This window comes from Streptomyces sp. NPDC059452, from assembly GCF_042750035.1.
Classification (GTDB): domain Bacteria; phylum Actinomycetota; class Actinomycetes; order Streptomycetales; family Streptomycetaceae; genus Streptomyces.
This window is the reverse complement of record NZ_JBHYVE010000046.1, coordinates 1-23,513: the sequence shown is the minus strand read 5'-3', so window position 1 is coordinate 23,513 and position 23,513 is coordinate 1. Positions and strand designations below refer to the sequence as shown.

19 protein-coding genes are annotated in these 23,513 nt (G+C 72.1%); 9 read left to right on the top strand and 10 right to left on the bottom strand.

The annotated features are described in order from the left end of the window. Window positions 1-85: 85 nt before the first annotated feature. A complete protein-coding gene (locus ACFW9Z_RS34540; protein ID WP_384647329.1) occupies window positions 86-844 on the top strand; it encodes an IclR family transcriptional regulator in 759 nt (252 codons plus the stop codon). A 60-nt stretch (window positions 845-904) separates the two neighbouring features. Here ACFW9Z_RS34540 and ACFW9Z_RS34535 read toward each other — a convergent pair whose 3' ends face one another. Both ACFW9Z_RS34535 and ACFW9Z_RS34530 read right to left on the bottom strand, forming a co-directional pair. Further along, window positions 905-2,641, bottom strand: a complete 1,737-nt coding sequence (locus ACFW9Z_RS34535) for an acyl-CoA dehydrogenase family protein (protein WP_384647327.1) — start codon at window positions 2,639-2,641, stop codon at window positions 905-907. Window positions 2,642-2,705: 64 nt separating this feature from the next. Then, window positions 2,706-3,272, bottom strand: coding sequence for a PadR family transcriptional regulator (locus ACFW9Z_RS34530; protein WP_384647325.1), 567 nt, complete (start codon window positions 3,270-3,272; stop codon window positions 2,706-2,708). Window positions 3,273-3,439: 167 nt separating this feature from the next. On the opposite strand from ACFW9Z_RS34530, the gene ACFW9Z_RS34525 reads away from it, so the two are divergent. Next, a complete protein-coding gene (locus tag ACFW9Z_RS34525; RefSeq protein ID WP_384647323.1) occupies window positions 3,440-4,270 on the top strand; it encodes a pentapeptide repeat-containing protein in 831 nt (276 codons plus the stop codon). Window positions 4,271-4,307: 37 nt separating this feature from the next. Here the strand turns inward: ACFW9Z_RS34525 and ACFW9Z_RS34520 are convergent, their stop codons facing one another. Then, window positions 4,308-4,556 (bottom strand): DUF5133 domain-containing protein, encoded by a 249-nt coding sequence (locus ACFW9Z_RS34520; protein ID WP_384647321.1) that lies wholly within the window; start codon window positions 4,554-4,556, stop codon window positions 4,308-4,310. A 330-nt stretch (window positions 4,557-4,886) separates the two neighbouring features. Here ACFW9Z_RS34520 and ACFW9Z_RS34515 point away from each other — a divergent pair, with 330 nt between their 5' ends. Continuing rightward, complete coding sequence (locus tag ACFW9Z_RS34515) at window positions 4,887-5,213, top strand: plasmid stabilization protein (RefSeq protein ID WP_384647319.1); 327 nt, start codon at window positions 4,887-4,889, stop codon at window positions 5,211-5,213. A 41-nt stretch (window positions 5,214-5,254) separates the two neighbouring features. Next, complete coding sequence (locus tag ACFW9Z_RS34510) at window positions 5,255-5,704, top strand: DUF5709 domain-containing protein (RefSeq protein WP_384647316.1); 450 nt, start codon at window positions 5,255-5,257, stop codon at window positions 5,702-5,704. An 83-nt stretch (window positions 5,705-5,787) separates the two neighbouring features. On the opposite strand, the gene ACFW9Z_RS34505 is transcribed toward ACFW9Z_RS34510, so the two are convergent. Continuing rightward, on the bottom strand, window positions 5,788-6,594 hold the full coding sequence (locus ACFW9Z_RS34505) for a SigB/SigF/SigG family RNA polymerase sigma factor (RefSeq protein WP_384647314.1): 807 nt from the start codon (window positions 6,592-6,594) through the stop codon (window positions 5,788-5,790). Window positions 6,595-6,968: 374 nt separating this feature from the next. Between ACFW9Z_RS34505 and ACFW9Z_RS34500 the strand changes: the two genes are divergently transcribed. Beyond that, the gene (locus ACFW9Z_RS34500) at window positions 6,969-7,415 is read left to right on the top strand and encodes an SRPBCC family protein (RefSeq protein WP_384647311.1); all 447 of its coding nucleotides are present in this window, start codon (window positions 6,969-6,971) and stop codon (window positions 7,413-7,415) included. Window positions 7,416-7,451: 36 nt separating this feature from the next. Here ACFW9Z_RS34500 and ACFW9Z_RS34495 read toward each other — a convergent pair whose 3' ends face one another. Both ACFW9Z_RS34495 and ACFW9Z_RS34490 read right to left on the bottom strand, forming a co-directional pair. Further along, on the bottom strand, window positions 7,452-8,132 hold the full coding sequence (locus ACFW9Z_RS34495; RefSeq protein WP_384647308.1) for a response regulator: 681 nt from the start codon (window positions 8,130-8,132) through the stop codon (window positions 7,452-7,454). Between the two features lie 233 nt (window positions 8,133-8,365). Next, window positions 8,366-10,063 (bottom strand): GAF domain-containing protein, encoded by a 1,698-nt coding sequence (locus ACFW9Z_RS34490; protein ID WP_384647306.1) that lies wholly within the window; start codon window positions 10,061-10,063, stop codon window positions 8,366-8,368. A 243-nt stretch (window positions 10,064-10,306) separates the two neighbouring features. Here ACFW9Z_RS34490 and ACFW9Z_RS34485 point away from each other — a divergent pair, with 243 nt between their 5' ends. Then, on the top strand, window positions 10,307-10,936 hold the full coding sequence (locus ACFW9Z_RS34485) for a CBS domain-containing protein (RefSeq protein WP_384647303.1): 630 nt from the start codon (window positions 10,307-10,309) through the stop codon (window positions 10,934-10,936). 136 nt (window positions 10,937-11,072) lie between these two features. Here the strand turns inward: ACFW9Z_RS34485 and ACFW9Z_RS34480 are convergent, their stop codons facing one another. The 3 genes from ACFW9Z_RS34480 to ACFW9Z_RS34470 form a co-directional block, all read right to left on the bottom strand. Beyond that, window positions 11,073-11,942, bottom strand: coding sequence for a universal stress protein (locus ACFW9Z_RS34480; protein WP_384647301.1), 870 nt, complete (start codon window positions 11,940-11,942; stop codon window positions 11,073-11,075). Continuing rightward, a complete protein-coding gene (locus ACFW9Z_RS34475) occupies window positions 11,939-12,241 on the bottom strand; it encodes a hypothetical protein (RefSeq protein WP_384647299.1) in 303 nt (100 codons plus the stop codon). Before ACFW9Z_RS34475 ends, ACFW9Z_RS34480 begins: the two co-directional genes overlap by 4 nt. Window positions 12,242-12,553: 312 nt before the next feature. Further along, entirely contained in the window at window positions 12,554-12,955 is a 402-nt protein-coding gene (locus tag ACFW9Z_RS34470) for a nuclear transport factor 2 family protein (protein WP_384647296.1), read from the bottom strand. Between the two features lie 185 nt (window positions 12,956-13,140). Between ACFW9Z_RS34470 and ACFW9Z_RS34465 the strand changes: the two genes are divergently transcribed. Next, the gene (locus ACFW9Z_RS34465) at window positions 13,141-16,152 is read left to right on the top strand and encodes a BTAD domain-containing putative transcriptional regulator (protein WP_384647294.1); all 3,012 of its coding nucleotides are present in this window, start codon (window positions 13,141-13,143) and stop codon (window positions 16,150-16,152) included. 16 nt (window positions 16,153-16,168) lie between these two features. Here the strand turns inward: ACFW9Z_RS34465 and ACFW9Z_RS34460 are convergent, their stop codons facing one another. After that, window positions 16,169-16,399, bottom strand: coding sequence for a hypothetical protein (locus ACFW9Z_RS34460; RefSeq protein WP_384647292.1), 231 nt, complete (start codon window positions 16,397-16,399; stop codon window positions 16,169-16,171). Window positions 16,400-16,698: 299 nt separating this feature from the next. On the opposite strand from ACFW9Z_RS34460, the gene ACFW9Z_RS34455 reads away from it, so the two are divergent. After that, a complete protein-coding gene (locus tag ACFW9Z_RS34455) occupies window positions 16,699-18,207 on the top strand; it encodes an AAA family ATPase (protein WP_384647290.1) in 1,509 nt (502 codons plus the stop codon). Window positions 18,208-18,420: 213 nt separating this feature from the next. Next, a partial coding sequence (locus ACFW9Z_RS34450; RefSeq protein ID WP_384647287.1) for an amino acid adenylation domain-containing protein occupies window positions 18,421-23,513 on the top strand: 5,093 nt, incomplete at its 3' end.

The following is a 23,513-nucleotide window of genomic DNA, read 5'->3' as shown; positions in this document are numbered from 1 at the left end:
ACCAAGGCCCCCACCCGCACCCCCGCCCACCACGGGTTTCCGTACACGAGATGCCGCACCCCGGCGCCGGGTCCATGCTGGTGGCATGGGTGACCAGCCCGGCCCCGAGCCTTCCGTGTCCGTCCGGCGGGACCTCCGGTTGCTGGAGGCCGCAGGGACACATCCGGCAGGTGCCCCCGCGGAGCAGCTGGCCCGGGAGGCCGAGCTGCCACCGCCCGTGGCCGAGGAGCACCTGCGGGCGCTGGTCCAGGACGGCTATCTGCGGGAGCTGGACGACGGGGCGTTCGCCCTGCCCGACCGGGTCCTGTCGCCGGACACCGCACCCGGGGACGGGACCTCGCCGCAGCGCCTCCGCCCGCTCCTGGCCTCGCTGCGCGACGGCCTCTCCGCCGCCGCCTACCTGACGCTGTACGACGAGGGGGAGATCCGGGTCCTCCAGATCGTCGACAGCCCGCGGGCGCCCCGGGTCGACCTCTGGGTGGGCTTCGAGGACGCCGGACACGCCACCGCACTGGGCAAGAGCGTGCTCGGCGGGCTGGACGAGGAGGCCCGAGCCAACTACCTCTCCCGCCACCCCCTGGCCGACCTCACGTCCCACACCATCACCCGCCGGGAGGAGCTGCTGCGGGAGCTCGACTCGTCGCCGACGGCACCGCTCGCCATGGACCGGGAGGAGTACCGGCGGGGCACGACCTGCGTCGCCGTACGCGTGTACTGCGGCGACCAGGTCGGCTCGCTCGGCATCTCCTTCCGCTCCGACCGGATGTACCGGACCAGCGAGGTCAAGGCCCAGCTGCTGTCGTCGGCGCTGCGCGTGACGCGCCGGCTGACGATCCCGGAGTGACGTGAGGCCGTCCGGCCCGGAGTAGTGACGTGGGGCTATTCGGCCCGGAGTGATGTGGGGCTATTCGGCCATCTCGTACGCCCCCGAAAGCTCCTCCACACGCCCCCAGATCCGCGCCGAACGCTCCGCGTCGACGACGGGACGCCGGACCGCGCCGAGCGCCCACTCCTGCTGGTCCCGGGTGGCGGAGTCCTTGCCGTGCAGCTCCACCGCGTGCGCGGAGAAGTCGCGTACGAGAACGGCGAACAGCTCGTCCAGCAGCTCCTGGTCCAGGCCGGTCAGCCGGGCCTGCTCCAGGATCAGCTGGCCGTGCACGACCAGGGCGAAGAGCTGGCCGACGGCGAGGAGAAGGTCCAGGTCACGGCTCTGCTCCTCGTCGGGGGCGGCCGTCTCGACGAAGGTGCACAGGGCGTCGGCCTGCTCGCGGAACCGGGCCACGTTCGGCACCTCGGCGTACGCGTCGAACGCGGGGCGCCAGTCGTGGAACCGTACGGCGCCGAGACCGCGGGCCGGTCCCTGCTGGAAGAGGAACGCGTCGTCGGCCGCGTCCAGGCGGGAGGGGACGGCCGGGTAGTCGACCGGGTTCAGCAGGTGGTTCCGCATGAACTTCAGGATCAGGGCGAGGTTGACGTGGACCGTGCCCTCCAGCTTGGGCAGGCCCCGGATCTCGATGGCGGCCTGGGCGAAGTAGTTGTCCTTCTCGAACCCCTTGGCGGCGATGACGTCCCACATCAGGTCGATGACCTTCTCGCCCTCCGTGGTCACCTTCATCTTCGTCATCGGGTTGAAGAGCAGGTAGCGGCGGTCGTCGGGCCCGGCGGAGCGGAAGTAGTCGACGGCGCGGTCGGAGAACAGCTTCATCCCGACGAGCCGGACGTAGGCATCGGTCAGCTCGCGGCGCACGTGCGGGAAGGCGGTGACGGGGCGGCCGTAGAGGATGCGGTTGCTCGCGTGGGTGACGGCCTCGTACATCGCGTGCTCGCAGATGCCGATCGAGGCGGTGCAGAGGTTGAACTTGCCGACGTTGACGGTGTTCAGCGCGGCGTCGAAGGCGGCGCGGCCGGTGTGCAGGATGTCGGCGGGCGCCACCGGGTAGTCGTCCAGGCGGAACTCGCTGACGTACTTCGAGGAGTCCACGACGTTCTTCACCAGGTGGTAGGCGTCGTGGCGGCTGTCGGCCGCGAAGAAGACGTACCCGTCGGGGCCCTCGATGTCGGTGCGGCGGCCGAAGACGGAGACGAGACCGGCGGCGTTGCCGTTGCCGATGTAGTACTTGGAGCCGGAGGCCCGGAAGCCGCCCTCGCCGTCCGGCGTCAGCAGCATGTCGGTGGAGTAGATGTCGGCGCCGTGGGTCTTCTCGGAGAGCCCGAACGCGAACACCTCGCCCTGGGAGAGGAGTTCGGCCGCCCGGTCGCGGGCCGCCGCGTTGTCGCTCTGCCAGACCGGGCCGAGGCCGAGGATGGTCACCTGCCAGGCGTACCAGTAGTCGAGCCCGTAGAACCCGAAGATCTCGTTGAGCGCGGCGATCCGGGCGGTGTCCCAGCGCCGGTCCTTCTCCTTCGCGGCGGAGGCCGGGGTGAGGAAGGTCACGAACAGGCCCTCCTTGGCGGAGAAGGCCAGGAAGTCACCCAGCCAGGCGCGGGAGCGGTAGTCCTCGATCAGCCGGCGCTTGCCCCGCTCCTCGAACCAGTCGACGGTGGCGCGCAGCAGCCTGCGGGTCTCCGGGTCGAAGTGCTGGGGGTCGTAGGTGCGCGGATTGAAGAGGAGGGACGGGGACAGGGACGCGGACTCGGCCATGGAGGTTGCCTTCCGGGAGGGTGAGGGTTTCTTTCGGCGGTACGGAGGTGGCGCCGGGCGCCGTTCAGGCGTCCGGGTCCGGCGCTCCGAGCCGGTGGAGGGTGTCGAGTACGTCGTCGAGCCAGGCGATCGTCATGCGCTCGTACGCGATGCCGCCGCGCAGCACGACGTGCTGGAGCTCCTGGCCGGCGTCCGGGGGCGCGGGCGCCCCGGGCCCGGTGAAGTCGCGGACCTCTCCGGCGAGGTAGTGGGCGAGGCGGTCGCGGTGGACCTGTCGGTGCCGCTCGACCTCGCGGACCAGGGCGGCCGGGTCGTCGAAGGCGGCGCCCCGGATCTTGACGGCGAGGTCGTGCCGCAGGCTCTCGGGCTCGATCGGCTTGTGCAGCCACTCGGCGAGGGCGGCGCGGCCGGGGGCGGCGACGGAGTACTCCTTCTTGTCCGGCCGGCCCTGCTGCTCGACCTCGCGGACGAGGAGGCGGCCGTCGGCCTCCATACGGCTCAGGACGCGGTAGATCTGCTGGTGGCTGGCGGTCCAGAAGTAGCCGATGGACCGCTCGAACCGGCGGGCCAGCTCATAGCCTGAGCCGGGTTTCTCCAGCAGGGAGACGAGGATCGCGTGTTCGAGCGCCATACCGCGATCCTTCTATGCAACTCGTTGCATAGACAAGTCGCGGGGCCCGGGTGAGACACGGCTCACCCGGGCCTCCCCCGTGCTCGGGGCCCGCGCACCCCGGGCGACAATGGGTGCGAGCACTCACCTGTCCGCTGTCCGCCTGCCTCACCAGGAGAGCCACCGCCTTGTCCCGGCCCACCGCCCCGCACGCCGACCACCCCGATCTGCGGGCCGACTGCGGGAACTGCTTCGGCCTGTGCTGCGTGGCACTGCCCTTCGCCCGCTCGGCGGACTTCGCCGCCGACAAGGCGGCGGGCACCCCGTGCTCCAACCTCCAGGAGGACTTCGGCTGCGGGATCCACGATCGGCTGCGCGAGCGCGGCTACCCGGGCTGCACGGTGTTCGACTGCTTCGGTGCGGGCCAGAAGGTCTCCCAGGTCACCTTCGGGGGCCGCAGCTGGCGTACGGAGCCGGGTTCGGCCCGCACGATGTACGAGGTCTTCCCCGTGGTGCGGCAGCTCCACGAGCTGCTGCGGTACACGGCCGAGGCCCTGGACCTCCCGGCGGCCGGGGCGGCCCACCGGGAGCTGCGCGAGGCCTACGACCGGCTCGACGCGCTGACCCGGGACACCGCCGACACCCTCCTGGCCGCCGACGTACCGGCCCTCCGTGCCGAGGTGAACGCCCACCTGCTGCGTGCCAGCGAGCTCGCCCGGGCCGCCGTACCCGGCAAGAAGAAGAACCACCGGGGCGCCGACCTCCTGGGCGCCCGGCGGCGCGGTGCGAAGCTGCGCGGGGCCACCCTGCGCGGCGCCTGCCTGATCGCCGCCGACCTCTCCGGCGCCGATCTGCGCGACGCCGACCTGATCGGCGCGGACATGCGCGACGCGAACCTGTGCGGCGCGGATCTGACCGGCGCCCTCTTCCTCACCCAGCCACAGCTCAACGCGGCCCGGGGCGACGCGGCGACCAGGATCCCGGCCGGTCTGCGGCGGCCGGAGCACTGGGCAAGCTGATCCGCTGATGGCGCCGCGTCCCGGTGCCGCCGCCCGCTCAGGCGGGCACGGTGGCGGAGACCGGGGCGGAAAGCGGGGTCTCCCGTCTCGGGGCCGAACGCCGCAGTTGCTCACGCGCCACGACGAGCGCCGCGGCGATCTCACGGGTCCCGGTGGAGACGCAGAGCGTGTAGCTCACGTCCTCCAGCCCGCGGGCCACCCCGTCGGCGCCTTCGCCGTCCTGTGCCCGGAGTTCTTCGTAGCGGCGCAGAAGTTCCTCGAGTACCGCGGGGTGTGCCATCTGCATCGCGCTCTGCCTTTCTCTCACTACCAAGGGCACCCGCAGGGGTCGAACGGGCGCGAAAAGCGTTCTTGACACGACTCGGCAGAAACAGCGGACATACGACGGCACGCCATCAGTGGCGCGGCGCGCGGGCCCGGGGTCATGCCGAATACCGAAGGGGAGTCAGGGGTGACCCGGTATCAGCACGGCTCATCCGAAAAACGCGGACGGATTCGATCCGGCCGCTTCCTGACCTCGTCCTACAACTGTGCCCAGCCGTGCACGATTCATGCAAGCGTGAGAGCTTTTGTGCAGGCCTCGTCCCGGCCGACGAGACGGAGGAAGGGAGTACTCATGCCTGCTGGGTCCAGCGCCAAGCGCGAACGCCAGTACGAGCACATCAAGGAGAGCCAGGAGGAGAGGGGCACCTCCGAGAAGCGTGCCAAGGAGATCGCCGCACGGACGGTGAACAAGGAGCGGGCCCGGTCCGGCGAATCGAGGACGGCGAGCCGGACGTCGACCAAGGACAAGAAGTCCGCCTACGAACGCGGGGGCGAACGCTCCCACAAGGGTGCGCAGGGTCCGACGAAGGACCAGCTCTACGCGGAGGCGAAAAAGAAGAACATCGACGGGCGCTCCTCGATGAACAAGGCGGAGCTGCGGAAGGCGCTCGGGCACTGACCCTTCCGTGCAGCCGGTGAGCCCTACGCAGAGGAGGACGCATGAGCGATGAAGCGCGCGGCGACGATGTGTACCAGCCGCCGAACGACGAGCCCGACCTGGAGAACACACTCGGCGAACGTGATCTGGACGATCAGATGGAAGAGGGGTACTCCCCTCCCGAACGTCCTCTGGGCGTGAACAAGTTCGGCACCACCGGGGCGGAGGAGCGGGAGGGCGAATCGCTCGACCAGCGGCTCGCCCAGGAGGTGGCGGACGTCGAACCGCCCGAGGGTGACGGCATCGGCGATGTCGTCGGGGGCGAGGGCGAACCCGAGGAGCGGATCGACGGCGACGCGCGGGCCGGACGGCTCACCGCGGCGGACGACGCGACCGGCCGGAACACCGATGTCCTCGCCGAGGACGTCGGCATCGACGGCGGGGCCGCTTCGGCCGAGGAGGCGGCCGTACACGTGGCCGACGAGGCGGACGGCGGGGGCCGCCGGGCCTGACCCGGCAGGAGCGTCGGGCACCGGGACCGGCACGTTCCGAGGGGCGGGGACGGAGGCTCCCATCCGATGTGACAGGCGGCCTGTCACATCGGGTGGGCGGGGCGGAGGGCGTGCTGCTCCGCGGGGTGTTCGCGGGTGCTCTCCCGGATCCGGCGGCAGGAGTCGGCGATCAGGCGGGAGACGTGCATCTGTGAGAGGCCCAGTTCGGTGGCGATGGCGCTCTGGGTCATCCCGGCGAAGAAGCGGAGGTAGAGCACCCGTTTCTCCCGCTCGGCCAGTCGGCTGATCCCGGGCTTCACCGCCTCCCGGTCCAGCACCAGGTCGAACGCCTCGTCCACGGCGCCCAGACGGTCGCCCAGGAGCGGTTCGCCCGTGCCCGCAGCCGTCTCGGCGTCGATGGAGAGGGCGCTGAACCCGTGCAGCGCCTCGCTCCCCTGCCGCACCTCGTCCTCGGTCAGGCCGGTGTGCTCGGCGATCCGGGCGGGCGAGGGGGAGACGCCCAGGGCGGTCAGTTCGGAGCCCGCGAGGCGGACGACGTTACGGAGGTTCTGGACGCGGCGGGGGACGTGCACCGACCACATGCGGTCCCGGAAGTGCCGTTTGATCTCCCCCGTGATGGTGGGCACGGCGAAGGGTGCGAAGGCCCGGCCGACCGCCGGATCGTAGCGGTCCACGGCGTTGACCAGCCCGACCGCCGCCACCTGCCGCAGGTCCTCCAGCGTCTCGCCCCGGTTCCGGTAGCGGGCCGCCAGCCGGTGGGCCATGGGCAGCCAGGCGCAGATGAGCTGCCCCCGGAGCCGCTCCTTCGCAGGGCCGGCGGGGAGCTCCACGAGACGGCGGAAGCCCGCTGCCGTGTCGGGCTCGTCGGCGTACCGGCTTTCCTCGGCCATGGGGGGCGGCTCAACTCCTCACCGTACGGGATCGCTGTTCGCCGGGACGGTGGTGCGCCGGGAGGCGGGCGTACGTCGCCGGGGGCGGGCCTACATCGGAGAGGGCGGGCGTACGTCGGAGAGGGCGGCCCGCGCGGCATCCCGAAGCACCCTGCTTCCCCTCCCCTGTGCGGAGAACCGCGGAAACGGAGGGGCGGTGCCGTTCACCCGACCGGTCGTCCGGAGCCCCTCCTCTGCCGGGGAAGCCGCCGCGTTCACCCCCGGTGACGGCGACGGCGGTACGCGCCGAACGGCGGAAATACCCGGCTCCGGGCAGAATTGCCCCCGGGAGCAGCCCGTCCGATCTGCCGACGCTCCGCCGACCGAGGAGGATCATGGCTGTACGTCACCACCTCGTCGACCGTCCCCCGGCCGCCGTATGGGCGGTCCTGGAGGACGGGGCGCTGTACGGGGAGTGGGTGGTCGGAACCTCGGACTCCCGCCCGGAACAGGGCGACTGGCCCCAGACCGGCTCGTCGATCACGTACCACGTCCACGTGGGGCCCAAGCGGTTCACCGGGCGCACGGTCGTCCGGCGCATCGACCGGCCGGGGGCGCTGGAGCTGGAGGCCGAGGGCGGGCCCTGGGGCACCGCCCGTATCGCCTTCGACATCCGCCCCTGGGGCGAGCGGACCCTCGTCATCGTCGACGAGCACCCGCTGCGCGGCCTGGGCGGCACGCTGCACAATCCGCTGGTGGACACGTTGTTCCAGCTCCGCCACCGCACCATGCTGGCGCGCCTGGCCCGGCTGGTCGAGCGTGTGACACCCGCGGAGAGGTGAGGCACGGCCGGTCACCGCACCCCCTGGGGCCCGTCGTCAGCCGGGCCGCTTCGCCTGGGTGGCGATGACGGCGGCCTGTACGCGGCGTTCGACGCCGAGTTTGGCCAGGATCCGGGAGATGTTGTTCTTGACCGTCTTCTCTGCGAGGTAGAGCCGCAGGCCTATCTCGCGGTTGGTGAGTCCTTCGCCGATGAGCGCGAGGATCTCCTGCTCCCGGGCGGTCAGCGCGGCGACTCCGGAGGGGCGGTCGTCCTGGGCCGCGTCGTCGCGGAGACGGGCCATCACACGGGCGGTGGCGCCGGGGTCGAGCATCGACCGGCCGGAGGCGACCGTCCGCACGGCCTGGACCAGGTCCGTGCCGGTGATCTGCTTCAGTACGTAGCCCGACGCGCCCGCCACGATCGCGTCGAGCAGCGCCTCCTCGTCGTCGAAGGACGTCAGCATCAGGCAGGCCAGATCGGGCATCCGCGAGCGCAGTTCGCGGCAGACGCTGACGCCGTCCCCGTCGGGCAGGCGCACGTCCAGGACCGCGACCCGGGGGCGCAGGGCCGGGATGCGGGCGAGCGCCTGTTCCACGGTGCCCGCCTCCCCGACGACGGTCATGTCCGGTTCGGCGTCCAGCAGGTCGTGGACGCCGCGGCGCACCACTTCGTGGTCGTCGAGGAGGAAGACCGTCACCGGCGCCTTCCCGGTGGTGGCCGCACCGCTGTCCGTCATCGCACGCTCCGTCATCTCTCTTGTCCGGCCCACCGGGTCTCTGGCCCCGTGTCCACGTCCGCCGGGTTTGTTGTCCGTGTCCACGCCCGCCGGGTCTGTTGTCCGTGTCCGCGGCCACCGGATCTCTTTGCCGTGTCCACCTCGGCGGACTCTCCCGATGGTGCCGCACGTCCGGGCCGTGCGAACAGGGCCGACCGGCCCTGTTCGGTCAGGTGTACGAGGCCGGCGGGCGCTCAGCGCAGCGGGGCGCGCCAGAGCAGTCGGCTCCCCCCGTCGGCGGGCGTCGACATCTCCAGGGCCCCGCCGACCTCGCGGGCGCGCTCGGCGAGGTTGTCCAGCCCGCTGCGGCGGCCCTGTTCGGGGATGCCCTTGCCGTTGTCGGAGACCGTCAGGCGCACCTCGTCGGCGGTGGCCCTCAGGCTCACCTCGACCCGGGTGGCGTGCGCGTGGCGGGCCGCGTTGCTGAGGAGTTCGCCGAGCACCGCCACCACGTGTTCGGCCACGTCCAGCGGTACGTCGGTGTCGAGGAGGCCCTCCATGCTGAGCCGGGGCGGGAAGCCGAGCGAGGTGACCGCGTCCCCCACCGCCCGGGAGGCGCGGGCGCGCAGACTCGTACCGGCCCCTTCGTCGCGGGCCCGCAGGCCGAAGATGGTGGACCTGATGATCTTGATGGTCTCGTCCAGGTCGTCGACGGCCCGGCTCACCCGCTCGGCCGCTCCGGTGTGCTCGACCAGCCGGGCGGCGCTCTGGAGCGTCATACCGGTCGCGAACAGCCGCTGGATGGCCAGATCGTGGAGGTCGCGGGCGATCCGGTCGCGGTCCTCCAGGAGCGCGACGTGTTCGGCGTCCCGCCTCCGTACCGCCAGCTCCAGGGCGAGCGCCGTCTGCCCCGCGAAGGCGAGCAGCGGCTCCAGCTCCGCCTCGGTGAACACGGGTTCGCCCGCCGCCCGGGCCAGGAGCAGGACGTCCGCTCCGGCGGCCGATCCCAGGGGCACGGCGACCGCCGGACCCGGGCAGGCGGACCGGCGGGGGTCGGCCGGGAAGCGGGGGTCCTTCCGCAGGCAGGTGGAGACCATGTGCCGGCCCGCCGCCGAGGCCGCGCCCGCCAGCGTGCCGTCGACCGGGAGGACCAGCCCCTGGGCGCCGCCGTCCCCGACGGACCGCTCCACGACCAGGTCGCCCGTGCCGGGGACGGGCGCGGCGACCTCGGCCAGGCAGGCCCCGGTGATCTCTCCGGCCCGCCGCGCGATCAGCTCCAGCACGTCCTGACGGGCGTCGCCCGAGAGGAGGTGGTTGGTGACCTCGGCGCCCGCCCGGAGCCAGCGGTGCTGACGCTGCGAACTCTCGTAGAGGCGCGCGTTGTCGATCGCCACTCCGGCCGCCACCGCAAGCGTGGTGATCACGGACTCGTCCTCGGCGTCGAAGTCGAGGCCGCCCCGCTTGTCGGTGAGGTAGAGGTTCCCGAACACCTCGTCCCGCACCCGGATCGGCACGCCCAGAAACGTGCGCATCGGCGGGTGGTGCGCGGGGAACCCGTACGAGGCCTCGTGCGCGCCCAGTTCGCTCAGGCGCAGCGGCTCCGGGTGCCGGATCAGCTCGCCGAGGAGGCCGTGACCGGCCGGCAGCGGTCCGATCTCCTGCCGCTGCTCCGGCGTCAGCCCCGAGGTGAGGAACTGCGACAGGGACCGCCCGTCGGGCCCGATCACCCCGAGGGCCCCGTACTGCGCGTCCACCAGCTGCGCCCCGGCCTCGACGATGCGCCGGAGCACCTGGGACAGGTCCAGCTCGCGGCCCACCGAGACGACGGCCTCCAGCAGGCTGTGCACCCGGTCCCGGGTCCCCCGGGCGGCGTTGATCCTCGCCTGCAACTCCTCCAGCAGCTCGTCCAGCCGCATCCCAGGCATCCGCGACAGCGGCTGCTCATCCCCCACAGCGACCTCTTTCCCTCCGCCCCCGGCTCCTTCCGCGCCACTCTATGGGGCTGCCCCCGCCCGGACGGCGCCGGGAGGACCCGGGACGTTCAGCCCCGGACCGGGACCGACCGGACCTCTCGCGGGCGGGCGCCGCGCGGGACCCTGGGACGCAGACCCGTCACATCGGCCCGGCCGCCGGACGCCCCTGGTGCCGGGCCCGGCACCGTACTGGCATCCCCCGCACAGAGACCCGGACAGGACATGCGCGAGCACACAGTGGGCGAGGTGATGACCCGCACCGTCGTCACCACCACCCCCGGCACACCGGCCCAGGATGCGGCCCGGCTGTTCGGGCTGCACCGGATCAGCGCGGTGCCCGTACTGGACGGCGAGGACCGGGTCGTGGGGGTGGTCTCCCGTACGGATGTGGAGGGCGCGATCGCCGGACCCATCCCCCGTAGGGATGTGACCGAAGGCGCCTGCCCCGGACGCGCCGCACCCTCGCCCCCCGCCGTGCTCACGGTCCGCGACCTGATGACGAGCCCCGCCGTCACGGTCCACCCGGAGCAGCGGGTGAAGGACGCGGCACGGGTCATGGAGCGGCGGGGCGTGGGGCGGCTCCCCGTGGTGGACCCCGAGGACCGGCTGATCGGCCTCACCACCCGCCGCGACCTGCTCCGGGTCTTCCTCCGTACGGACGAGGAGGTGCGGGCCGACGTCCACGAGGCGCTGCGCCGCACTCCCGGTGGGCTCATCGTCTCCGTACGGGAGGGGCTGGTCACCCTCACCGGGACCGCGCCGCCGGACGGACTGTCCGGCCTCCTGGTCGCGTCCCTCTGGGGCATCGACGGCGTCACCGGGGTGATCAACGCCCTCGACCCGCCGCGCTGAAGCCTCTCGATACATCGATACGTCAATACGTCGTTGCATCGGTACATCGGTACGTCGTTGATACGGCTTTACGCGCCGGAGCCCGCCCTGCGGGGAGTCAGGGCGGGTTCCGGTGGATCGGGGAGGGAGGGCGGGGTCAGGCGTGCGGGACGACGGCGACGGGGCAGCGGGCGTGGTGCAGGACCGCGTGGGCGGCCGATCCGATCCGGGTGCCGAGCGGGGCCCGCCGGGCACGGCGTCCGACCACCATCAACTGGGCCTCGGTGGACTCCTCCACCAGGACCTGCCCGGCGCTGCCCATCTCGACGTGCTCCGTGACCGGCACGCCCGGGTACTTGTCGCGCCACGGGGCCAGGGCCTCCCGGAGCGCCTTGCGCTCGAAGGGCTCCAGCCCGCCCGAGGCGTCGGCGAGGGCCAGCGAGGCGCTCCAGGTGTAGACGGGCGGCAGGCTCCAGGCGCGGACCGCCCGCAACGGGACTCCCCGTACGGCGGCGGCCTCGAAGGCGAAGCCGAGCACATCCGCGCTCTCCTCCGGTGTGCCCTGCTGGCCGACGACGACCTCGCCGTTCTCGCGGACCGGGTACTCACCGTCGTAGGCCCGCACGGAGACGACGGGGCCCTTCGCCCCGGCGATCACCTGCTGCCCGTACGAGCCCAGGAGGAAGCCGAGCAGGGCCCCGTGGCCCCGGGTACCCAGGCAGAGCAGCTCGGACCGCTCGGCCTCGGCCAGCAGCGCCACGACCGCCGTCTCGGGCAGTACCCGGCTGGAGACGGGCAGTTCGGGGTACCGGGCGGCCACCTGGTCCTCGGCCTCGCGCAGCACCGCGCGGGCGGCCTGGGCCTCCGTCTCCCGGTTCTGGACGAGCGGGATGTCCAGCGGCTGCCAGAGCCAGGCGTGCACGATGCGCAGCGGCAGGCCCCGCAGCGCCGCCTCGCGCGCCGCCCAGTCGGCCGCCGCCAGACTCTCCGGCGAACCGTCCACCCCTACGACTACGGCCTTCTTCACGGGTCTGCCTCCGTACGTCCATGAGGGCCGGCCCTTCGACCGGCCGCTGGAACCAGCATCGTGGGCGGGCCCGCTCCGGGGGAGGGCCGATCGGCCCTGTGTCCGGGCCCGTTGGGCACCGGGAGGCGGGGGCCGTCCTGCGGGGGCGTCCTGCGGGCACCGGCGCCGACCCTGGCCACCGCCCGGTCGGCGTCGATCTCCACACCGCGCATCGCGCCCGTGGTGACGAGCAGGAAGTCCTCCCGCGCGGGGAACGGCTGGTGGCCGGTGGCCATGACACCGACCGGTAACTCGCGCATTCCCCTGCCGGATGTCAGCCCTGCCGGGTGCCAGCCCCGTCGGGTGTCACCTCTGCCTGATGTGCCATATCGGTCAGTTCAGTGCCGCTCCGTGCAGACTGCTGGAGATCGACCAGCACTTCACCGGCCCCCGCCCCGGGACCTGGTCAGCCGCGGCCTCTTCGGCCTGGACGAGCGGGTTCACCCGTACGACGATCCGCAGTGCCTCGGGGGCGCGCCCATGGGTCTCGGCGCTCTGCCTGATCTACGCGATGGCGTACGAGAGTTGCGGGACGGGCAGCCCCACCCCCAGCCAGCCGTGCGCCCGGCCCCTCACGGAGTCGTGTGGTAGTAGCGCGTGCAGGAGCGCACCATCGCGTCGTCGGCGATGCCGAAACAGTCGATGAAGCGCAGACAGCTCTCCTCCGTGCCCGGGTCGACAAGGCGCCCGACGGCGACGACGCAGTGGTCGTGGGCGACGATGCGGTCGATCTCGTGGCGGGCGGTGGGCGCTGCGTCCGCGCGGTGGGCGTGGAGCACCGCCGTACGGCCCCGGGCGGCCGGGCGGCCGGGCAGTTCGAACTCGACGTCGTCGTGCAGCAGGGAGCCGCAGGCGTCGAGATCGCCCGCGTTGAGGTAGTCGTAGACCAGGCGGATGTGGTCGATCCCCGCGGCGGTGACCGGATCGACCGGAAGCCCCCACGATCCGGCGCCCGCTGAGTAGTTGGTGTTCATCACTGTCCCTTTCGCAGCCACGCCCCATCCTGCGAAGTACCTGCAACTTCTCCCTATCCCCGGGCTATCGCACACCGGAGAACCACACGCCGTAGACAGGAACCACACGAATGTGGAGACTGTCCGGCAAGTTGACCCGGCGGCGTCAACTCTCATGGCTGGTGGGGGATTCAGTGGCTGACGGTATGACGGAACAGGTCCTCGGGCTGCCCGATATGTTCTGCCCGCCCTTCCGGGTCCTGGGACCACTCCAGGTACGGGGCAGCGAGAAGCCTCTCAGAGTCCCTCCCGGCCGTCAGGAGGTAATCCTCGCCGCGCTGCTCCTGGAGAGCAATCGCGTGGTCAGCACCCATTACCTGGTCGACCTCATCTGGCAGGACGATCCGCCGGAGACCGCGCGCACCCAGGTCCAGATCTGTGTGTCACGGTTGCGGAAACTGCTGGCGGACGCGGACTGCGAGGTCTCGATCACCACCCGGCCGCCGGGGTACGTGCTCAACACCGACGCCGCCAACGTGGACTCCGCGCTCTTCACCGAGCAGGTCACGCGCGCACGGCGGCTCAAGGACCAGGGCGCCCCGGAGCAGGCGGTGGAGCGGCTGAAGTCCGCGATGAAGCTCTGGCAGGGGGACTGCCTGACCGGTATGGACAGCGGCCCGCTGGCCAACCGGGCCCGGCAGCTCAACGAGGAACGGCTCGCCGCCCTCGAACTGCGCATGCGGATCGAGCTGGAACTCGGACGGCACGACCGGCTGGTCGGCGAGTTGCAGATGCTGACGCACGAGCACCCCCTGCGGGAGAGACTGCGCGGCCAGCTCATGCAGGCCCTGTACTGGTCGGGGCGGCAGGCGGAGGCGCTGGACGTCTTCCAGGCCGGGCGGGTGCTGCTCGACGAGGAGCTCGGGCTGGAGCCCGGCCGGGAGCTCAAGGACCTCCAGTCGGCGATCCTCGCGGGTGAACTGCCCCCGCCCGCCGGGCCCGGACCTGCCGCCCGTATGCCGGCCGCCGCCGAGCCGGAGAGCGCCGCGGAGGGTGCCGCCACCGTCCCGCCGCCGGCCGAGCGGCAGGACGAGGTCCCGCACCAGATGCCCGCCACGACCGCGGACTTCGTCGCCGACGCGGGCCGGCTCGCGGATCTGGAGCGGGCCCTGACGGGAGGGCCGGGGCGGCACACCGCCGGTCTCGTCGCGATCACCGGCAAACCCGGCACCGGGAAGTCGACCCTCGCCGTCCACATGGCGCACATGCTGGCCGAGACCGGGTTCCCGGACGGCCAGCTCTACTGCGACCTGCGCGGTACGACGGGGGCTCCGGCGACGTCCTCGGAGGTGCTGGGCCGGTTCCTGCGGGCGCTCGGCATCCCCGGCCAGCTCATCCCGGAGTCGCTGGACGAACGCGCGGAGATGTACCGGACCCGGCTCGCCTCCCGCCGGGTCCTCGTCGTCCTGGACGACGCGGTCAGCGAGGGTCAGGTGCGGCCGCTGCTGCCCGGCAGCCGGGACTGTGCCGTCCTCGTCACCAGCCGGGCGCGGCTGACCGCCCTGCCCGGTGCGCACCGCGTGGAACTGGACGTACTGGAGGAGGACCGGGCGCTGGAGCTGCTGTCCCGGATCATCGGCGAGGACCGGGTGCGCGACGAGGCCGTGGCGGCGGAGGCGCTCGTCCGCACGGTCGGACGGCTCCCGCTGGCGCTCCGTATCGTGGCCGCCCGGCTCGCGGCCCGTCCGCACTGGACGCTCGCCTCGATGGTGCACCGGCTCGCCAACGAGCGGCACCGGCTGGACGAGCTGACCCACGGCGAGATGACCATGCGGGCCAGCCTCTCCCTGACGTACGACGGTCTGGCGGCGCCCGACGCCCGGCTGCTGCGGCTGCTGAGCATGGCCCAGGCGCCGACGCTGCCGAGCTGGCTGGCCGGTTCGCTCCTCGACGACGACCGCCCCTTCCCGTCGGACCTGATGGAGCCCCTGGTCGACGTACAGATGCTGGATGTGGTCGGGGTGGAGAGCACCGGTGGGTACCGGTACCGCTTCCACGAGATCATCCGCGTGTACGCGCGGGAGCAACTGGCCGCGCAGGAGACGCCGGAGGGCCGCGAGGCGGCGCTCGTCCGCATGGCGGGCGGCTGGATGCACCTGGCCGAGCGGGCCCACCGCAAGGTGTACGGCGGCGACTACACCGTCCTGCACGGGACCGCTCCCCGCTGGGAGCCGCCCGTCGTCGGCACGGACCAGCTGCTGGCCGATCCGATGGCCTGGCTGGACGCCGAACAGGGCGCGCTCTGCGGGATGGTGGAGCAGGCGGCGGACGAGGGGCTGCACGATGTCAGCTGGGACCTGGCCACGACGCTGGTCACCTTGTTCGAGGTGCGGGGCCACTACGACCTGTGGGAGCAGACCCATCTGAAGGCGCTGGGGGCCGTCCGCAAGGCGGGCAACCTGCGGGGCAAGGCGGCCGTGCAGGCGTCGCTGGGCTCGCTGTACATGAGCCGCAATCAGTTCGACCGGGCGCGGCAGGCGCTCGGTTCGGCGCTGGACTCCTTCGAGGCGCTCGACGAGCCGGTGGGGAAGGCCCTGTGCCGACGCGATCTCGCCCTCATCGCGAGGACGAGCGGCGACGACGACGGAGCCCTGGAGCTGTACGGGAGGTCCCTCGCCGACTTCGACCGGGCCGACGACGTGGTGGGGCGGGCGATCGTCCTGACGCAGAGCGCCCACATCCGGATGCGCCGGGGTGACAAGGAGGCGGCGCAGACGCAGCTCGACGAGGCGCTGGCCATCTACGAGGGAGTCGGCTACACGGGGGGACGGGCGAGAACGCTGCGCCGCGTCGGTCAACTGCTGCTGGAGCGGGGCGACCACGACCAGGCGGTGCTGACCTTCACCGAGGTCCTGGAGCTGTGCCACGATTCCGGCGATGTCATCGGGGAGGGTCACCTGCTGCGCGACCTGGGACACGCCTTCACCCTGATGGGACGGCCCGAACGGGCCAGGGACTTCTACGACCGGGCCATCGCGGCCCGGGAGCACATCATGGATTTTAGTGGTGGCGCGTTGGCGCGCCTGGATCTGGCGCGACTTCTGGAGGGGGACGCTGCGGGGTCCCGGGAACTTCTGCTCCCTGCGGTCGACGTGTTCCGGGACCGGGGGATGGCGCGGGAGCTGACCGAGGCGAATCGGTTGCTCGGCGTGGGCTGAGGCCGTTCTCGGGCCGTCAGTCCCAGGGGTTGTTGTCCGTGCCCGAGCCGGCCGGGGGCTTCGGGGTCGTGCCCTCGGCGGGACCTTCCTCCGTCGTCGTGGTGGCGGCGGTGGCGGTGGCCGGGACAGTGGCGTCGGCGGCCTCGGCGGCCCAGCCCGTCTGTGCGCCCAGGCCGGTCACGATCACGATCAGGGCCGAGGCGACAGCGGTGCGGAGAGCGGTGCGGGCGGAGGTCGTGTTCGTCATCGGATTCCCTCTCGGTGGTGGTGTTTCCTTCTGACCACCAAATTAGGAAGGCCCGGATTCACGGCGCCGCCCGTGCGCCTATCACCCCGCTATCACGGCGTCGGCCCGCTATCACCACGCCCCGTCCCCGCCCTCATCCCCTATCACGGGCCGGGATAGGGGGTGAGGGCCCCTTATCACGGGCCGGGATAGCGGAAGTCCACGTGGGGTTAGGACCGGGATGCCCCCTGGATAGCCCACGTTCGAAGGATGGCCGAAGAACTCTCGCCAGGTCCCGCACCCACCAGCAGGAGCTTCCCATGACGATCGGCCTCCCTCCCCAGAACGCCGCCGCCCCCGACTCCGAGCTCCTCGGTTCCCTGATACGCGGGCACCGGCTCCGTATCGGCCTGACACAGCGCCAGTTGGCGGATCTCTCCACCATCAGCGTCCGGGCCATCCGCGACCTGGAGAAGGGGAAGGCGCAGCGGCCCAGAACCGACACGGTCCGGCTCATCGCCGACGCCCTGCGGCTGGGCCCCCGGGCCCGTACCGCCCTGGAGGAGGCGGCCCGGCGCGGACACCGTGGCGGCGGCGGTGACGGCAGACGACCGGGTGCCGAGCGCCCGGCGCCGCCCGTCCCCCTGCACCCCGTCATCGGGCGGGACGCGGAGACCGCGGTCGTCGTGGAGGAGCTGCGGTCGGGGTCCGAACGGCTCATCACGGTGGTGGGGTTGAGCGGGATGGGGAAGACCCGCGTCGCCCTGGAGGCCGCGGCCCGGCTCCACGAAGCGGGCCTCTCCGTGCTGTGGCACACCGCGCCGGGCCCCGTCCCGGACTTCCTGCCGGCCGAGGACGACTCGTTCACCGCCCTGACCGGGGAGTGCGCCGACTACCTGCACGGCGGCGGGGAGACCGGTGAACTCCCCGGACGGGCCAGCGAATTCCCCACACGGACCGACGAACTCCCGCCGCTGACCGGCAAATTCCCCGTACAGCCCCGCGAACTCCCTTCACTGACCGGCGAATCCCCCGTACGGAACGGCGAACTCCCGGCGCGGCTCGCCGACCTCGCGGGCGGCCGCGGCATCCTGCTGGTGCTCGACGGCGTCGAGACCAGCCTGCTCGACGGCCACCGGCTGAACCGGCTGCTGCGTGACGTCCCCGGCCTCCGCGTCCTCGTCACCGCCGAGGAGCCCTGGGACGTCCCCTGCGAACGCCTTTTCCTGCTCTCCCCGTTGGAGGCTCCCGCCCCGCCCTCCGGCACCGACTCCCCCGCCACCCGGTTCTTCCTCAGCCGGCTGCGCCGCGTCCGCCCCGACATCACGGCCGACGCACGGTCGCTGGCGGACATCGCACGGATCTGCCACCGCCTCGACGGCCACCCCATGGCGCTGGTCGCCGCCGCCTCCTGGCTGGCCGTCTGCGATCTGCCGACCCTCTGCGGCATCGTGGAGTCCGACCCAGCCGCCCTGCTCGACCACCTCTCCGGCGACCCGGCGGTCTCGCGGCTGCCGGAGCGGACCGGCCGCACCATCGGACGGCTGCCCGCCGACCATCAGCGGCTGCTCTCCGCCCTGCACGCGGCGGACGCGGACGAGTTCGACCTGGGTGACGTCGTCCGGCTGACCGGCCTCCCCCTGCCCAACTGCGGCCGCATGGTGCGCGATCTGCTGGTCAGCGGGGTCATCCGGGCCAGTACGGAGACGGGCCGCTCCGCGTTCCGGGTGCTGTGCGTGGTACGGGCCCTGACCCCGGCCCCCACCACTCCCACCCCTGCTACGGCCACCGCCACGGCCGCTCCCACTGCCGCCGACGCTGCCGCCTGACTGCCGCCGCGCCGCCGCCACGGCGCCGAACTGCTGGCTCACCGCCGGGCCGACTGCCGCTCCCCGGGGCCGCCCACGGGTTGTATGGCACTGCCCCGCCCGGCGCGGCTCTCCGCCCCGGCCGCACCCTCCGCCGTACCGCCACACCGCCCTCACGCCCTCCCGTTCTCCCGCCTTCCTGTCTCCTCCGCAGCGACTTACCCAGGAGTTCCCATGCCGTCCGATGCGCCCGTCGCACCTGCCCCGGCCGCCGTCCGGTTGCCGCTCTCGGTGGCCCAGCACGACATCTGGACGGCCCACACCCTGGACCCCACCGGCCTGCGGTACAGCGTCGGTGAGTGCAGGGAGATCCTCGGCCCCGTGGATCCGGAGCTGATGGCGGCCGCCTGGCGGCGGCTGGCCGAGGAGGCGGACTGCCTGCGCGTCCTGCGCTTCGAGGACGACGGGGAGCAGGTGTGGCAGCTGGTCGACCCGGCCGTGGGCTCCCGCACCCTGCCGTTCACCGACGTGAGCGCGGCGGACGACCCGGAGGCGGAGGCCTGGCGCCGGATCGACGCGCTGGTCGGCGACCCGTACGACCTGACCCGTCAGGCCCCCGTACGCTGCGCGCTCTTCAAGCTGGGCGAGGAGCGGTACTTCTATTTCTACGGTTTCCACCACCTGGTCGTCGACGGGGTGGGCGTCTCGATGCTCCTGGCGCGGCTCGTCGCCCTGTACGAGCAGGCGGTGGCGGGCGAGGAGTGGGACGACTCCCCCTTCGGCCGGCTCACCGACCTCCTGGCCGAGGACGCCGCGCACCGGAGTTCCGAGGAGGCGGCCGCCGAACGGGAGGGCTGGCGGGAGCACCTGGCCGGTGCGCCGGAGGCGCCCAGCATCGTCCGGGGGTCCGGCCGGGCCGCCCCCGCACACGGCGGGCTGCCCTTCGCCCGACGCAGCGTCCGGGTGTCCCCGGAGGACGCCGAGCGGCTGCGGACCGTCGCCCGTACCGAGCGCGTCTCCTGGTCCGTGCTCCTGGTGGCGCTGCTCACCGTCTACCTGCACCGGGTGACGGACCGGGACGAGCTGGTGGCCGCCCTGCCGGTGACGGGCCGGAAGTCGAAGACCGCGCGGAGCACGCCCGGGATGCTGTCGAACATCGTCCCGCTACGGCTGCGCGTACGGCCCGAGGAGACGCTCGGGGCACTGGTCCGGACGGTGTCCGCCGAGGTCAAGCACGGTCTGCGCCACCAGATGACCCGGTACGAGGATCTGTGCCGGGACGCCGGGGTCATGGACGGCTCCCGCAGGCTCGCCTCGCCCGTCATCAACATCATGGGCTTCAACGCGGAGCTGACCGTGTGCGGTCACCCGAGCGTCAACCACAACGTCAGCAACGGCCCGGTCGACGACCTGAGCATCGCCGTGTTCGACCTGGGAGCGGCGAGCGGGCTGCGCATCGACTTCGACACCCCGGTCGAGGGGGTCGACGTGGACGCCGTCGCCGCCCACCAGGACCGGTTCGTCCGGTTCCTCGCGGCGGCCCTCGCCGCCGAGGAGCCGACCGCGCGCCGGGTGGCCGATCTGGAGGTGCTGTCGGAGGCCGAGCGCGAGCTGCTGACCGGCCGGTGGGCCGGGCCGGTGGTGGCCGCCGACGACACGACGCTGGTGGAGGGGTTCGAGGAGCAGGCGGCGCGGTTCCCGGACAAGGCCGCGCTGATCGACCGGGACCGGCGGATCACCTACGCCCAGCTCAACGCCGACGCCAACCGGTGGGCCCGGCAGCTGCGCTCCCGAGGCCTGGGCCGCGGTGACATGGCGGGCATCCTCTTCGAGCGGGGCGCCCTCTTCGTCACCGCGCTCCTCGCAGTCCTCAAGACCGGTGCCGCGCACGTGCTGCTCGACCCCGACTTCCCCGACGAACGCCTCCGCTCGGCGGCCGACGACGCGGGTATCGGCCACCTCATCGCCCCCCAGGAGCTCGCGGACCGGATCCCCGGCGACTGGGCCACCCACACGGAGGCCCCTGCGGATCTCCCGGACCAGGAAACCGGAAACCTCGGCCTCCCCCTCACCGCCGAGGACGCGGCGTGCCTGATGTTCACCTCGGGCTCGACCGGCCGGCCCAAGGGCATCCTGTCCTCCCACCGCAACCTCGTCTCGACCCTCACCCGGCAGAGCTACCTCCCCTTCGGCCCCGACCAGGTCATCCTCCAGTGCTCCCCCGTCTCATGGGACGCGTTCAGCCTGGAGCTCTGGGGCGCCCTTCTGCACGGCGGCACGGCAGTCCTCCAGCCGGGGCAGAAGCCGGAACCGACGATCGTCGACGAGCTGGCCCGGCGGCACAACATCACCACCCTGCTGCTGTCCGCCACCCTCTTCAACTACCTCGTCGACGAACACCCCGACGCCTTCGCCTCCGTCACCACCGCGTTCACCGTCGGCGAGGCCGCCTCCCCCGCCCACGTACACGCCCTGCAACGGCTGCGGCCCGGCATGGCCGTCGTCAACGGTTACGGGCCCGCAGAGGCGATGATCTTCGCGACCACGCACACCGTCGAGCCCGCCGCCGAGCCGCACCCGGCGATCCCTATCGGATCGCCCCTGGTCAACAAGCCCGCTTACATCCTGGACAACCACCTCGGACTCTGCCCGCCCGGCACCACGGGAGAGCTGTACCTCGCGGGTGACGGCCTCGCCCACGGCTACCAGGGGCGGCCCGACATCACCGCCGTCCGCTTCGTCCCGCACCCCTTCGGAGGCCCGGGCAGCCGCCTCTACCGCACCGGAGACCTCGCCCACTTCGACCGGAACGGCGTCCTCCAGTACGAGGGCCGGGCCGACGACCAGGTCAAGGTCCGGGGCTTCCGGATCGAGCCCGGCGAGATCGAAGCGGCTCTCCTGACCCATCCCCGCATCAGCCAGGCGGTGGTCACCCTCCACGAGCAGCGGCTCGCCGCCTACGTCGTGGCCGATCAGCCCATCCACCTCGAAGAGGTCCGCCGCCACCTGGCCGACCGGCTCCCCGAGCACCTCGTACCCGCCTCTCTCACCCCTCTGGAGCGGCTGCCCTTCACCGCAAACGGGAAGATCGACAAGCGGGCCCTGCCGGCCCCGTCGATCGTCTCCCGGGGTGGTCGCGCGGCCCGCACGGCCGAGGAAGAGATCGTGGTGGCGCTGTTCGCGAGGACGCTCGGCCTGCCCGACAGCCCCACGATCGACGACAACTTCTTCACCCTGGGCGGGCATTCGCTGCTGGCCGCACGCCTCACCAACCACATCGCCGACGTCCTCGGCGTCCGGCTCACCATCCGTGACGTCTTCCAGCACCCGACACCGGCCCGCCTCACCGAACACATCGCCGGAAAGAAGGGCACCCCCGCCCTGCCCCCGCTCGTCCCCACCGAGACCTACGGCGAACTGCCGCCCGCCTCCTACGCCCAGCAACGACTGTGGCTCCTGGCCGACCTCGACGGCGGCACCGCCGCGTACAACGTCCCCATCGCCGTACGCGTCGAAGGCGCCCTGGATACAGGGGCGTTGGAAGCAGCGCTCAACGATGTCGCCGAACGTCACGCCCCGCTGAGGACAGTCTTCGAAACCATCGACGGCGAACCCCGCCAGCGCGTGCTGCCTCCCGCCTCCGCCCGCATCCCTCTCACATACCGACAGGTGGACGCCGGAGACCTTGATACGGAACTGGCCTCGGCTGCAGGCCACGTCTTCGACCTCCGTACCGAAGTCCCCCTCCGCGCAACCCTGTTCGACCCCGGCAACGGCTCCCAGGTACTGCTGCTCCTGCTCCACCACATAGCCACCGACGGCGCATCCAACACCCCCTTCTTCACCGACCTCACCCACGCCTACGAAGCCCGCCTCACCGGAACCAACGAACCCGCCCTGGACCCACTGACCATCCAGTACACCGACTACGCACAGTGGCAGCGCCGCATCCTCGGCTCCCAGGACGACCCCGAAAGCCTCCTGACCCACGAACTCGACTTCTGGCAACACACCCTCACCGGCCTCCCCCAGGAACACAGCCTCAACCTCGACCACCCCCGCCCCGCCCACGCCACCCACCACGGCGGAGAGATCACCGTCGACCTGGGCCACGACCTCTACGAGCAGATCGGCTCGCTGTCCCGGGCCGAAGGATGCACGCCCTTCATGGTCGTGCACGCCGCACTCGTCGCGGCACTCACCCGCCTCGGCGCGGGCACAGACCTCGCCATCGGCTCACCCGCCGCAGGACGCGGTGACGAACAACTCCAGGGCCTGGTGGGGTTCTTCGTCAACACCCTGGTCCTACGCACCAGCACCGCCGGTGACCCGACCTTCCGCGAACTCCTCCACCACGTCCGTACGACGGACCTCGACGCGTTCGCCCACCAGGAAGCCCCCTTCGACCTCGTCCTGGACGCGGTCAACCCCACCCGCACCCTCGCCCGACACCCCCTCTTCCAGATCTGCCTGGCGCTGGAGACGGGTGGCGCACCCACCCTGGACCTGCCCGGTGTCCGGTCGGCCCGTGCCGAGACGTTCGCCAACGGCTCGGCCAAGTTCGACCTGGAGTTCTTTCTGCGCTCCGACGACGAGAAGGAGTTCCGGGCCACGGTCGTCTTCGCGCGGGATGTGTTCGACGAAGCGACGGTACGGAGGATGGCCACGGTCCTCGGCTCGGTCCTCCGACAGGTCCTCGCCGACCCCGAACTGCGCCTGGCCGACCTGAACGTCCTCACCGAGGCCGAACACGAACTCCTCACCGGCCCCTGGGCCGGCACCACCGTGGACACCGACAGCGCAACCATCGTGGAGCGCTTCGAGGAACAGGCCGCCCTCCGCCCCGACAAGACCGCACTCATCTACGAAGACCGCGAACTCTCCTACAGGGAGTTGAACACCGCCGCCAACCGCCGGGCTCACCATCTCCGCGAGCTGGGCCTGAAGCGCGGGGACATCGCCGGAGTCCTGCTCGAACGCGGCACCGAGTTCGCGACAGCCGTGATCGCCGTGACCAAGACCGGAGCCGGATACACCCTCCTCGACCCCGACTTCCCCGACGAACGCCTCCGCACCGCCGCCCACGACGCCGGCATCACCCACCTCATCACCGATACGGCGCTCGGTGGCCGACTGGTCGGGCCGTGGCAGGCAGTCGTCTGGACGGGCGAGGAACTGGAGACGCGCTCGGGAGAGAACCTGAACCTGCCACTCACCAGCGCGGATGTGGCATGCCTGATGTTCACCTCCGGATCCACCGGACGCCCCAAAGGCATCCTCTCCTCCCACCGCAACCTCACCTCCACCATCACCAACCAGAACTACGG

What these genes read in the sequence shown, in the direction of transcription:
- ACFW9Z_RS34505 (WP_384647314.1), bottom strand. Translation starts at nt 6,594, where the DNA reads ATGGCCGAGGAAAGCCGGTACGCCGACGAGCCCGACACGGCAGCGGGC.
- ACFW9Z_RS34515 (WP_384647319.1), top strand. Translation starts at nt 4,887, where the DNA reads ATGCCTGCTGGGTCCAGCGCCAAGCGCGAACGCCAGTACGAGCACATC.
- ACFW9Z_RS34485 (WP_384647303.1), top strand. Translation starts at nt 10,307, where the DNA reads ATGCGCGAGCACACAGTGGGCGAGGTGATGACCCGCACCGTCGTCACC.
- ACFW9Z_RS34530 (WP_384647325.1), bottom strand. Translation starts at nt 3,272, where the DNA reads ATGGCGCTCGAACACGCGATCCTCGTCTCCCTGCTGGAGAAACCCGGC.
- ACFW9Z_RS34470 (WP_384647296.1), bottom strand. Translation starts at nt 12,955, where the DNA reads ATGAACACCAACTACTCAGCGGGCGCCGGATCGTGGGGGCTTCCGGTC.
- ACFW9Z_RS34540 (WP_384647329.1), top strand. Translation starts at nt 86, where the DNA reads ATGGGTGACCAGCCCGGCCCCGAGCCTTCCGTGTCCGTCCGGCGGGAC.
- ACFW9Z_RS34520 (WP_384647321.1), bottom strand. Translation starts at nt 4,556, where the DNA reads ATGCAGATGGCACACCCCGCGGTACTCGAGGAACTTCTGCGCCGCTAC.
- ACFW9Z_RS34535 (WP_384647327.1), bottom strand. Translation starts at nt 2,641, where the DNA reads ATGGCCGAGTCCGCGTCCCTGTCCCCGTCCCTCCTCTTCAATCCGCGC.
- ACFW9Z_RS34465 (WP_384647294.1), top strand. Translation starts at nt 13,141, where the DNA reads ATGACGGAACAGGTCCTCGGGCTGCCCGATATGTTCTGCCCGCCCTTC.
- ACFW9Z_RS34455 (WP_384647290.1), top strand. Translation starts at nt 16,699, where the DNA reads ATGACGATCGGCCTCCCTCCCCAGAACGCCGCCGCCCCCGACTCCGAG.
- ACFW9Z_RS34510 (WP_384647316.1), top strand. Translation starts at nt 5,255, where the DNA reads ATGAGCGATGAAGCGCGCGGCGACGATGTGTACCAGCCGCCGAACGAC.
- ACFW9Z_RS34460 (WP_384647292.1), bottom strand. Translation starts at nt 16,399, where the DNA reads ATGACGAACACGACCTCCGCCCGCACCGCTCTCCGCACCGCTGTCGCC.
- ACFW9Z_RS34495 (WP_384647308.1), bottom strand. Translation starts at nt 8,132, where the DNA reads ATGACGGACAGCGGTGCGGCCACCACCGGGAAGGCGCCGGTGACGGTC.
- ACFW9Z_RS34475 (WP_384647299.1), bottom strand. Translation starts at nt 12,241, where the DNA reads ATGCGCGAGTTACCGGTCGGTGTCATGGCCACCGGCCACCAGCCGTTC.
- ACFW9Z_RS34500 (WP_384647311.1), top strand. Translation starts at nt 6,969, where the DNA reads ATGGCTGTACGTCACCACCTCGTCGACCGTCCCCCGGCCGCCGTATGG.